We start from the raw sequence: 12,000 nt of genomic DNA on the forward strand, positions 1-12,000 counted from the left end.
CTCAGCGACTCTCTTTTAGATCCAGCTTATTAACAAAATAGATGTTCCTGTTATCTGCTTCGCAAAGAAGCTAGAACATTTTCCATATCTTGCGGTAATGGAGCGGTAAACTCCATTTGTTCTCCGGTATCAGGATGTACAAAACCAAGCGTTTGGGCATGAAGTGCCTGACCATTCATCTTAATTCCCTTATTCCGCCCATACATCGGATCGCCAACGAGAGGATGACCGATAAACTTCATATGCACCCGGATTTGATGCGTACGGCCTGTCTCCAGTTTCAGTTCCAGCAGCGTATAATCACCAAGACGCTCCATCACTGAGAAGTGGGTCACTGCTTCCTTGCTGTTACGCTCGGTTACCGTGTACATTTTGCGGTCATTTGTGTCACGTCCAATGGGAGCATCCACCGTTCCCTGATCATGTTGTACATGTCCATGTACCAGAGCGATATAACGACGATTCACGCTATGCTCCTTCAGCTGAGCCGCAAGTGAAGCGTGAGCCTTATCATTTTTGGCCGCCATCAGAAGACCTGATGTATCCTTATCAATCCGATGAACAATGCCGGGACGCAGCTCGCCGTTAATACCTGAAAGGTCTTTGCAGTGATACATCAAGGCATTCACAAGGGTTCCCGAAGTATGACCAGGTGCCGGATGTACCACGAGTCCTCTTTGTTTGTTTACTACGATTACGCTTGCATCCTCATATACAACATTCAGTGGGATGTCTTCCGGTATAATTTCGACCGCAGCCGGCTCAGGAATGGTAACCACAATGCGGTCACCCTCATTAAGCTTATAGTTCGACTTCACTTTTGTTCCATTCACGGTAACATGTCCATCTGCAATCCACAATTGAACCTGGGAGCGCGAGACGTCATCCATGCTTTCCGTAATATATTTATCAATTCGTTCCTTGGCAAAATCAGCAGTGACGGTCCACTCCTGGATGTCCTGAGCAGATTCTTGTTCGGACCGATCTGTCATTATTATTCCTTCCCTTCTTGTTGACCTTCACGTTGTTTTTCTCTTCTTGATTCGAGCAATGTGTCGAGGATAATAAGAGCAACCCCAATAACGATAGCAGAATCAGCAACGTTAAAGATCGGAAACGTATAGCTTCCAAAATTAAATTTAAAGAAATCAACCACTTCTCCCATGAGCAAGCGATCCAAAAAATTACCAATGGCTCCTGCAAGAACTAGTGATAAAGCTAGTGGAAGCAATTTGTCTGGCTGGGATTTGATTTTCTGGATGTACCATACTAGCGCACATACCACAATAATTGTAACTACAATGAAAAACCATCGTTGATCCTGAAGAATTCCAAAAGCTGCGCCCCGGTTACGATGAGAAGTAATGTAGAAAAAGTCTCCGATAACCGACACATGCTCACCCAGTTCCAATCTTGTCTTAATGAGCCATTTACTTCCTTGATCCACCAGAAAAACAATAAATGCAATAACGTAATAGATCACTGTGTTTTTGTCACTCCGTTCTTGTCTTTTACCATTCCATGGGTAATGCCTTATTTATTGTAGCATAACCGCTGGAACAGCGTCTATTTGAACTCATGGAGAATAACACACACACCGATTATGCAAAATCCACCTTCTCTAAAACCTAAGCTTTTTGTGCAATCTATACAGACAACGAGAACAGTTTACTTATTAACTTTTGAAAACGTTAGTAACATGTAAAGGAGCATTGACGCCCATGACGCATCTTAGCAAGCAAGAAATGGAAAGTTTGCGCAAGCAGCTTCTTGAGCAGAAAAAAGACATTGAGCATCGTGACAAAGAGTTTGATCATTACGGACTGAGTGGTTCCATGCGTTTTGAAGTTGGAGAACTTAGTACAATTGATAACCATCCAGGTGATGTAGGTACTGAAATGTTCGAACGAGCGAAAGACATCTCGCTAAACGAACACGATGAATTCATGCTTGAACGTATTGAGACAGCTTTGAATCATATGGAGGAAGGAGATTACGGTGTTTGTGCCGTATGCGGTAAATCCATTCCTTATGAACGATTAGAAGCTGTACCTTATACGATTTATTGCAGAGAACATGCCCCAGAATCAAAAGTAACGCATGACCGACCGGTGGAAGAAGAGTTTCTCACACCTCCATTTGGCAGAACCAGTCTTGATGAAGTAGATACCCAAAATGGCTTTGACGGCGAAGATGCCTGGCAAATTGTTGAAAGCTGGGGTAACTCTAATTCTCCTGCGCTGGCCGAAAGCAATAATGTAGATGATTACAATGCGATGTATATTGAAGCCTCAGAAGAAATTGACGGATGCGTGGAAGCGTATGAAAGCTTTTTGGCTACCGATATCTATGGGCAGAATGTCTCTGTCGTACGAAATAAACAGTACCGCAAATACCTCGAGGACCATGAAGGCATGAGTATCCTTGAACCGGATGTGATTCCGGAAGATGAATAAGTAAGACCATTCCTATTTCATCAGGACCGCAGTAAGTGTTAGATCGTATCCAGTTCCAGTTGTCTTTGTACAATACGTACAATATCAGCAATGTAATCTCCAACGATCGGCAGATTTAATGCCCCAAGTATTTGAAGGAGATAAATGATCGTTGCAGCAAAAAAAGTAAATCCAATAGCGATTCCGACACCTCTTGCCGTTCCTGAAAGGATATTAAGCCAGATTAACCTTAAAGGTCTGTTCAAGAGCTGCGTATAGTCAGCAATCCTTGATTTCTCAAGACTAAGAGCCAGTTTGTGCAGCATACCATGCATCTCATCAATTTGCTGATTAAGCTGTTTTAATTCTTCCGATGGTTTTTCATTAGTGGTCATCGCTTAAGGCCTTATCCTTTCTGTCCTATCCTAGGATCAAAAAAAGCGGAAACGAGCCAGTGGAAAGTTTCATCCTTTCCCTCAGGCTCGTTTTCACATGCAGTTCTATGCTATTATATCCGCTTCAAAGCTTTATTAGCCTAAACAATACCGATCTTATGAGATTTTAACTCCGATCGTTTTGGAACCAGCTTCTACTTTTTCCATGTCATCAGCAGTACCGAAAGAAATATCTGTCACCAGTACGTTCTCACGAAGTACATCTTCAAATGACTCAATTGCTGCTTTCAACTCATCATCTACATCAAGCATTAGATTGACACGTTTTTCGATAGGCAGATCTAATTTCTTCCTAGTGTCCTGAACGGCACGAACGACCTCGCGAACCAAACCTTCCTGCTCAAGCTCAGGTGTAATCTCCGTATTCAGTGCAACCGTCAAACCGTAACCAGAAGCCGCTGCAAATCCTTCTTTTGCTTTTTTCTCGATAAGCAACTCTTCACTTGTCACCTGAAGTTCGTTTCCTTCCAGCGATACGATATTGAACTCACCTGATTCTACAACGGCGCGTGTCTCTTCTGCTGTCATTCCTTTAAAATGATTTTGCAGGAAACCTACGTTTTTACCGTATTTTTTACCCGCCACTTTAAGGTTCAGTTTCAATGAGAAATCTACAAATCCGCTGTCACTTGTTTCCACGTCAATGTTCTTCACATTGATCTCTTCCTTGATGATCTCCTCATATCCAGGTAGATCAAAGTCTTGATCCAAAGATACGATAAGCGCAGACAAAGGTTGACGAGTCTTGATTCCTGTCTCATTTCGAACGTTCCGAGCCAATTCAACGACGTTGCGTGCCGTTTCCATATCTTGCTCGAGCTTCTCATCGATCAGAGTAGGATCAGCTACTGGATAATCAGTAAGATGAACACTTCCTTTACCGCCTAAGTTACCATACACGTCTTCCGACAACATCGGAGTAAATGGAGCCATCAGTTTGGACAAGGTAAGCAATACTTGGGTAAGAGTACCGTACGCAGCTAGTTTGTCTTCACTAAGACCACTGCCCCAGAAACGATCACGGGAACGGCGGATGTACCAGTTACTCAGCTCATCCACGAATACTTCGATTGATTTCGCAGCGTTCAGGAAATCATTAACTTCAAGCCCTTTGCGAACTTTCGCAATCAGCGAGTTAAGACGTGATAGAACCCAGCGATCCAGTTTATTATCAGAACCGTTAAACGGATGTTGTTCTGGGTCGTATCCATCAATATCGGCATATAGCGCAAGGAATGCATGCGTATTTACGATTGTATCAATGACTTTGGATTTTGCTTCACCTACGATGCCTTTGGAGAATCGCTTACTGTTCCACGGAGCACTGTCAGCTAGAAGAGCCCAGCGGAATGCATCCGTACCATACTCATCGATGATTTCCCAAGGATCAATGACATTTCCTTTGGATTTAGACATCTTCTGCCCATTCTCATCAAGGATATGTCCGGTTGCCATGACTGCTTTGTAAGGAGCTTTACCCGTAAACAAGGTGGATACTGCAAGTAAGCTGTAGAACCATCCCCGAGTTTGGTCAATTCCTTCACAGATCATGTCCGCAGGATATTGCTGTTCAAAAGTTTCTTTATTTTCAAAAGGATAATGATGCTGTGCAAACGGCATTGATCCGCTATCAAACCATACATCAATTACTTCTGAGGTTCTTTCCATCACACCATTCTCACAGTGTGTACAATGTACTTTCACTTCATCTACGTAAGGTTTGTGAAGCTCCAAATCCTTGCTCACTTCACCTACCGCATGTTTACGAAGTTCTTCATGGCTGTGCGGTGCAAATTGTCCTCCACAGTCCTGACATACCCATACATTCAGCGGTGTACCCCAGTAGCGATTCCGGCTGATGTTCCAGTCTACTAAATCCTCGAGGAATTTACCGAAACGTCCATCACGAACGTGAGCCGGGTACCATTCCACCGTATTGTTATTTGCGATCAGCTGATCTTTAACAGCGGTTGTTTCAATAAACCAACTGTCCATCGCATAGTATAGCAGTGGGGATTTACAACGCCAGCAGAACGGATAGCTGTGCTCAATTTTTTCTTTGCTATATAGTGTACCTTGTTCGGACAAATATTTAACGATATCCAGGTCGCAATCTTTTACAAAACGTCCTGCAAAATCGGTTACTTCCTCTGTATATTTCCCTTCCGAGTTCACTACACTTACAAAGCTAATTCCATTCTCACGACAAGTTTTGTAGTCATCTTCCCCGTGAGCAGGAGCCATATGAACGATACCTGTACCACTTGCATCAGTAACAAAGCTTGCTCCAACTACAACGTTTGCTTTTTCTGCTTTGATAAAATTAAATGGAGGCGTATAAGTGAGTCCAACCAGCTCCGAACCTTTTAGCGTCGAAAGAACTTCATAGTCGCCTTTCATCACTTTTTCTACCAAGTTTTTCGCAACGATGTATGTGCCGTCTTCTTGTTTCACTCGTGCATATTCCATATCCGGGTTTACTGCGAGCGCCACATGGGATGGAAGCGTCCATGGTGTTGTCGTCCAAGCCAAGATGTACTCATTACGGTCATGGAGTTTGAACTTAGCTGTCGCACTCAGGTCCTTAACATCCTCATAACCTTGAGCTACTTCATGGGAACTAAGCGTTGTCTGACAGCAAGGACAATACGGGCTAACACGGTGTCCACGATAGAGAAGTCCTTTGTCATGAATGGTCGCCAGAATGTTCCATACACTCTCGATATAATTGTTATCGAGCGTAACATAAGGATGATCCAGATCTGTCCAGTAACCGATCCCCTCAGTCAGTTCACGCCATTTATGTTCATATTCGAACACGCTAGCTTTGCATTTCTTGATAAAAGCTTCTACACCATAATTTTCGATTTCATGTTTACCGTTAATGCCGAGCTGCTTCTCCACACCAAGCTCAACGGGCAGACCATGAGTATCCCATCCTGCTTTACGTACGACACGATAGCCGTTCATCGTTTGATAGCGACCTACAAAATCTTTAATAACGCGGCCGAGCACGTGACCAATATGGGGAGCGCCGTTTGCTGTAGGAGGTCCCTCATAGAGAACGTAGTTGGGCTTACCTTCACGATTCTCAATCGATTTTTTGAATGTATCTTCCGCATTCCATTTACTGAGGATTCGCTGCTCGCGAGCGCGAGCTTTTTCTTTGACATCGACTCGTTTCATTTTCATACTTCCTTTCTTTTTTGACGCATTCCTATATTTAAGAAAATAAAAAAAGCCTCATCCCCAAAAGGGACGAGACTGTTCTCGCGTTACCACCCTAGTTCCATCTCTAGTCCGCTCGCACTAACCGTTAACAGTTATTACGTACAGATACAAAGAGATAGCTCTCTAATCCTTATTAAGCTTCCATAAGGAGCCGTTATAACGTTCGGCTTACGGTATCAGCTTATTTGCATCTACATCACACACTAAAGTGACCTCATGCTTTCGGCTTCACTTCTCCGGGAGGATATTCAGTCATGACCTGTTCATTGGCTTGCACCAACCGCCAACTCTCTGAGAACAATCTTCATAACGTACTGGTTCCCATCATCAAAAAAAGATATGAAATTCATATAAGAATATTTATAGCTTCTTTCATGGAAAAAGTCAACCGGATCAAATCCCCATAAAATGCATCTTGATCCGTTACATAGACTTATCATATCCAAAAAAAGAAGGATTAATAAATCTCTTTCATCTCACGTTCACGCTCACGAACTTCATGCTCGCGGTTCTCCAGCGCTTCCCAACCATCTTGTGTCAACAATTCAAGCTGTGCTTCCACCAAAGTACGGAAACGTGCGCGATAGATCGAAGCCTGTTTCTTCAGCTCTTCTACCTCAAGCGAGATTTTGCGAGATTTCGACAACGCTTCATTCACGATGCGATCTGCATTCTTCTCAGCTTCCTTCACGATAAGCTGTGCTTCCTTCTTCGAATTGTTCTTCACTTCATCTGCAGCTTCTTGAGCGACGATAATCGTCTTGCTCAGTGTCTCTTCAATATTTGAAAAATGATCCAGCTTCTCCTGTACGGACAGCAGCTGGTTATTAAGTTCCTTATTCTCGCGAATAACAGCCTCGTAGTCCTTGATGACTTGATCCAGGAATTCGTTAACCTCATCCTCGTCATACCCGCGAATCCGGCGAGAGAACTCCTTATTATGTATGTCCAGCGGTGTAAGCGGCATACTGTCCACCTCCTATAATAGTAACCTCCAAAAAGAGGAGATTTATGAAACAAGAAATGATGGTGACATCTTCTGCAAATTCCATTACAAAACACACGGAATGATTACTTCTCACCATCGTAGAATAAAGATGTAATATATATCGGTATCATGATCTCCTGTCGTAATCCCTAGACCTAACTATTTCGACAAGAAAAGCTGAATTCCTGCAAAGTACTTAGACAAATTTCCCGATCTTGACGCGAAAACGTCCTTTTTTAGTAACTCCATCTATTTCCAGCACTTTAAAACGACCTAATCCTTGAACTGAAACGACATCTCCTGCCTGAAGTCCCTTCGACGGATCTTCCATCACTCGGAAGTTCACTTTACAGCGACCGGCTTTGATTGGAGTTAATATTTTGCTGCGACTAAGCCTGTACACATCACTTGCAATCCCATCCAGACGCAAAGAAGCTACCGTCAGATCCATCATCTGAAGTGAAACGTCACTCGTCCGAAGCTGATCTATTGGTAGTATATCTGTAAATACGTTCATACGATGAACCTGATGTAAGTGCATGGATAAGTAATCGGCAATTTCTTTGGCTACTACTGTGTGACACCCGTCATCAAGCACATGAATGTCTCCAATCTTACCCCTTTTGAGGCCAAGACTCAATAGAGCGCCCATATAATCCCCGTGATCGAGCTGTAGCAATTTTTGGTCCGCTGAGGTGATGGCTAGCACGACTAGCTCCATGCTCTCATCTTGTAGGTAGGCATAGTCTGGTGCGATCAATGCACGTCTACGTTCAGCAGATGCCGAACCTCCGTCCAGAATTACCTGGACGTCATTCCGGCGATTCATTAATGATTCCAAAATATAAGCCTGGCGAGGGTCAAGAAAGTCCGTCAGTTTCATCTCATGAAACTGTCCTGCACGTTCGACCCACTCCCAGGCTTTGTCTACAAAATCCCGTTCATCGGGGTGAAAATGATCGTAAACTTCTGTTTTCATTTCAAGATCACCCTGCCTTGCATATCATACGAATACATTACATATTTTTTAATGTAAACTACATAAGTAATTTTTCTAGAATAGCAATCAGCCCGGTTGCTGCATAGCGAAGAGCGATAATCGCAACGATCGGGGAGATATCAATCATACCGAAAATCGGCGGGATAAAACGCCGGAATGGCGCTAGGTATGGTTCTACGATCTTCCCTAAAATCTCTCCAAAACTACTCTCCCGCGCATTGGGCAACCAAGACATTAGGATATAAATAATGATCATCCAGTAGTAAATCTGTACTAAAGCTCCGATTGCCTGAAATACAATTTCCAAAAACAATTCACCTCATTCTGCCGTAATCTGCTTCGCTCTCGCTTTCTGCCAAAATTTCAGCGATCGTCCCTTCAATTTCCACCGTATCCGGTGTGCACAAGAAGATATTACCACCAATCTTGGAGATACCTCCGCCAAGCGCATATACTGTTCCACTCAAGAAATCGATAATCCGAAGCGCCTGATCCTTGCGGACACGCTGAAGATTGACCACGACCGTACGATGAGAACGGATATGATCTGCAATTTCTTGTGCTTCGTCATAACTGCGTGGTTCGTAGAGAACGACTTTCACATTTTTTTGGGAATGAATGCTTACCACATTATTGCCCTTCTGGTTTCTACGTTTATCGAAGTTCGGGGTTTCAACTTCTTGTTCCTGTTCATCGTTACGTGTATTATTGACCTGTTCGCGTTCAATAATCTCCTCTTCTTCCTGCAAACCAAAAAAATTCATGAATTTATTCATTACACTCATCTCCTTAGTCCTCCTCTTTTCCTACAAGAACACTTCCGAGTCTCACCCAGGTAGCCCCTTCTTCAACAGCAATCTCAAAATCATTGGACATCCCCATTGATAAATGAGTTAGTGGCTGATTGGTTAAGGCTTGTCTGTTCAAATCATCCCTTAGTTCGCGAAGGCCACGAAATACAGGGCGAGTCCGCTGTGCATCTTCCTCAAAAGGAGCCATTGTCATTAGGCCTGTAACATGAACATGGGGAAACTCACGGATTTGCTTGAGTAAAGGTTCGACTTCTTCAGGCTGAAGACCATATTTGGATTCTTCTCCAGATATGTTGACCTGAAGCATGCATTCGACTTGCATTTCCCTCTGTGCTGCCTTCTTCTCAATTTCACTCGCAAGAGAAAGGCGATCAAGTGAATGAATGTATGCAAATTTTCCAATGACATCTTTGACCTTGTTAGTCTGTAAGTGACCTATGAAATGCCAAATCCCTTTATCACTTAAAGCATTCCACTTGTCCTCTGCATTCTGCCAACGATTTTCCCCAATATGTATAAGTCCGTGATCCAGCACTTTCGCTGTCATAGCAGTCGATACATATTTGGTTACCGCAATAACACCAACTTCTTCTCTATTACGTCCGCTTCGTCTGCAAGCAGCTGTTATGCGTTCATCTACGTGCTGAATTCTCTCCTCCAGTTGCAAGGAGGTCACCTCTCTTCCAATCCAATCCAGCTTGCCATACGGCCTGTAATCCCGTTCTCTTTACGATAACTGAAGAACAATTCAGGATGGCAGCTTGTACACCATGAAGTAATTTCGATATGTTCCGGCAATATTCCTGCTTTTATCATAATGTGTCGATTCACTTCTTTCAAGTCAAGCATGCTCTTCCCGTCAGAAACAGGTATGTGGCAAGACTTATAGAGAGACTCACTATATTCATCATTACCCTCTGAAACTTCGTACCAAACCTTTACCTGGTTCATCACATAGTCATCTACTTCATAACAGCAGCTGCCAATAGACGGTCCAATTGCGGTTCTTATGTCTTCTCGCTTACTTCCATAATGTTCTTCCATTCGTTCAATCATTCGCTTAGCAATGCCGGCAACGGTACCTTTCCAGCCTGCATGAGCGAGTCCCACGACTTCCTTGACCGGATCAAAGAAATACAAAGGTACACAATCCGCATAAAAAGAAGATAATAAAATACCTCGTACACTCGTCAGGAGTCCATCCGTGTCCTGAAAAGCAGAATCCCGGTCAAGAAAACCTCTTCCCTTGTCTTTTTCGGTTACAATGGCCACCTCATTTTTGTGAACCTGTTCCCCGCACGTCCAAGACTCTGGCTTCATCCCTATTTCTTTGGCTAGCAACGTCCGATTGGCTATGACATCCTGTGGATCATCCCCTACATGAAAAGCACAATTCAAACTGCTGTAAGGTGCTTTACCGAGTCCACCTATTCGGCTTGTATAACCAACTTTCAGTCCCACTTCTGTTTCATATTTCGTCCAAGGTTTTATTTCAAATAACCCCGGGCCCCCGGTTTCCGAATGATTCGGATCAGAGGAGCCTGAGGAATGTCTATCTTTTAATACAAACGGCTCCATGAAAGTAAAGTTCACCTCATCTTTTTTTTACAGTGTAACAAAAATACAGAAAAATTGCTCTTCCACTGTCGACTTGAAGAGAATAATCTATGCCATCTCCGTCCCTTTCAGAACCCTCGTCTTTGGTCCTCCCTGATTCTTTCCAGGCGTTCCGCATGCGATTGTTCCCCGTCTTCCGGTCTTTCCTTTATCTCATCCATCTTAACAAGAACAACATCGGAGCCGATTTTCACAATGTTTCGCCACGGAATAATCAGATCAGACCCGCCCCCAAACAACCCCATAAACCGGCTGTAACTCGGAACGACAATCGCTTCAATTCGTCCGTGTCTCAGATCAAGTTCTAGATCACTAATCTGACCTAGTCTTTTTCCGTCGATAATATTGATAACGTCTTTGGTTTGAAAATCAGATATCTTCATCGCTCTTACCGTAAGATCTCCTGTACTCATCTCATATCACATCCCGCTTTTTGTGCTTATAATTTACTATATGATTCATTCGCCCAAAATGTCCTTTTTTTTAAACTTGTTTGGATGTGCGCCTAAGACCTCTTAAAAAAGATAAAACCTTTATTTCTGCCAAGGCAGAAATAAAGGTTTAGGAATTTAGTTCAGTTTGCAGTTACGGTTCCAATTCCCTTGTGTAGCTTCATTCCAAGAACGCTTTTACGTCTTGACATGTTTTTGCATTTGCTGGATTGCTGATTTCTCAAGGCGTGAAACCTGTGCCTGGGATATCCCGATTTCATCTGCGACTTCCATTTGCGTCTTTCCTTCAAAGAAACGCATCGATAAAATCATTTTTTCCCGCTGACCCAGTCTGTGCATCGCTTCCCGGAGCGCTATTTCTTCTATCCAGGATACGTCCTTATTTTTGTCGTCACTGATTTGGTCCATCACATAGATAGGATCACCGCCATCATGATAGATCGGTTCAAATAACGAAACCGGATCTTGAATGGCGTCGAGTGCAAACACGACATCTTCTTTTGGAACACCGAGCACCTCCGATATCTCAAAAACCGTAGGTTCTCTCGAATTGAGGTTGGTCAGTGCATCCCTTACTTGCAACGCTTTGTATGCGATATCCCGGAGAGATCTAGATACTCTAATTGGATTGTTATCACGAAGGTATCTGCGGATCTCACCAATAATCATCGGTACCGCATACGTGGAGAATTTTACATTTTGAGACAAATCAAAGTTATCGATGGCTTTCATCAAACCAATACAACCGACTTGAAACAAATCGTCAACGAATTCTCCCCGGTTATTGAAACGTTGAATGACACTGAGTACAAGCCGCAGATTGCCATTCACCAATTTCTCTCTTGCTGAGCGCTCATTATTTTGCTGTAGATTTGTAAATAATTCACGCATTTCTACGTTGGTCAGGACCGGCAGTTTCGCGGTATCCACGCCACAAATCTCGACTTTATTACGAGTCATCGTGATTTACCTCCCAAGGAGAAACATTAATGTACATTATCTCCCTGGCA

The 12,000-nt window shown here is 43.3% G+C and carries 13 protein-coding genes and 1 other annotated feature; of the genes, 1 reads left to right on the plus strand and 12 read right to left on the minus strand.

Annotation, left to right across the window (positions count from 1 at the left end; genetic code table 11):
- Positions 1-50 precede the first annotated feature (50 nt).
- Both KFT32_RS02025 and lspA read right to left on the minus strand, forming a co-directional pair.
- Positions 51-992 (minus strand): RluA family pseudouridine synthase, encoded by a 942-nt coding sequence (locus KFT32_RS02025; protein WP_211745419.1) that lies wholly within the window; start codon positions 990-992, stop codon positions 51-53.
- A gap of 2 nt (positions 993-994) precedes the next feature.
- Positions 995-1,483, minus strand: a complete 489-nt coding sequence (gene lspA, locus KFT32_RS02030; RefSeq protein ID WP_211745420.1) for a signal peptidase II — start codon at positions 1,481-1,483, stop codon at positions 995-997.
- Positions 1,484-1,721: 238 nt separating this feature from the next.
- On the opposite strand from lspA, the gene KFT32_RS02035 reads away from it, so the two are divergent.
- On the plus strand, positions 1,722-2,456 hold the full coding sequence (locus tag KFT32_RS02035) for a TraR/DksA C4-type zinc finger protein (protein WP_211745421.1): 735 nt from the start codon (positions 1,722-1,724) through the stop codon (positions 2,454-2,456).
- A 38-nt stretch (positions 2,457-2,494) separates the two neighbouring features.
- On the opposite strand, the gene KFT32_RS02040 is transcribed toward KFT32_RS02035, so the two are convergent.
- The 10 genes from KFT32_RS02040 to sigG form a co-directional block, all read right to left on the minus strand.
- Positions 2,495-2,770, minus strand: a complete 276-nt coding sequence (locus KFT32_RS02040; RefSeq protein WP_249435616.1) for a DUF5665 domain-containing protein — start codon at positions 2,768-2,770, stop codon at positions 2,495-2,497.
- Positions 2,771-2,986: 216 nt separating this feature from the next.
- Positions 2,987-6,076, minus strand: coding sequence for an isoleucine--tRNA ligase (ileS, locus tag KFT32_RS02045; RefSeq protein WP_211745423.1), 3,090 nt, complete (start codon positions 6,074-6,076; stop codon positions 2,987-2,989).
- A gap of 65 nt (positions 6,077-6,141) precedes the next feature.
- Positions 6,142-6,458 (minus strand) — a binding site (T-box leader).
- 120 nt (positions 6,459-6,578) lie between these two features.
- On the minus strand, positions 6,579-7,088 hold the full coding sequence (locus KFT32_RS02050; RefSeq protein WP_211745424.1) for a DivIVA domain-containing protein: 510 nt from the start codon (positions 7,086-7,088) through the stop codon (positions 6,579-6,581).
- A gap of 217 nt (positions 7,089-7,305) precedes the next feature.
- Positions 7,306-8,088 (minus strand): YlmH family RNA-binding protein, encoded by a 783-nt coding sequence (locus KFT32_RS02055; protein WP_211745425.1) that lies wholly within the window; start codon positions 8,086-8,088, stop codon positions 7,306-7,308.
- A 58-nt stretch (positions 8,089-8,146) separates the two neighbouring features.
- Positions 8,147-8,422, minus strand: a complete 276-nt coding sequence (locus KFT32_RS02060; RefSeq protein WP_211745426.1) for a YggT family protein — start codon at positions 8,420-8,422, stop codon at positions 8,147-8,149.
- Between the two features lies 1 nt (position 8,423).
- Complete coding sequence (locus KFT32_RS02065; protein WP_211745427.1) at positions 8,424-8,894, minus strand: cell division protein SepF; 471 nt, start codon at positions 8,892-8,894, stop codon at positions 8,424-8,426.
- Between the two features lie 4 nt (positions 8,895-8,898).
- Positions 8,899-9,588 carry a YggS family pyridoxal phosphate-dependent enzyme gene (locus tag KFT32_RS02070; protein ID WP_211745428.1) on the minus strand — a complete coding sequence of 230 codons (690 nt, stop codon included), beginning with the start codon at positions 9,586-9,588 and terminating at the stop codon, positions 8,899-8,901.
- A 5-nt stretch (positions 9,589-9,593) separates the two neighbouring features.
- A complete protein-coding gene (gene pgeF / locus KFT32_RS02075; protein WP_211745429.1) occupies positions 9,594-10,499 on the minus strand; it encodes a peptidoglycan editing factor PgeF in 906 nt (301 codons plus the stop codon).
- Positions 10,500-10,606: 107 nt separating this feature from the next.
- Positions 10,607-10,951 (minus strand): YlmC/YmxH family sporulation protein, encoded by a 345-nt coding sequence (locus KFT32_RS02080; RefSeq protein WP_211745430.1) that lies wholly within the window; start codon positions 10,949-10,951, stop codon positions 10,607-10,609.
- Between the two features lie 216 nt (positions 10,952-11,167).
- The gene (gene sigG / locus KFT32_RS02085; protein WP_211745431.1) at positions 11,168-11,950 is read right to left on the minus strand and encodes an RNA polymerase sporulation sigma factor SigG; all 783 of its coding nucleotides are present in this window, start codon (positions 11,948-11,950) and stop codon (positions 11,168-11,170) included.
- Positions 11,951-12,000 lie beyond the last annotated feature (50 nt).

Origin of the sequence: Paenibacillus sp. Marseille-Q4541, from assembly GCF_018310695.1 — a bacterium.
Classification (GTDB): Bacteria; Bacillota; Bacilli; order Paenibacillales; family Paenibacillaceae; genus Paenibacillus.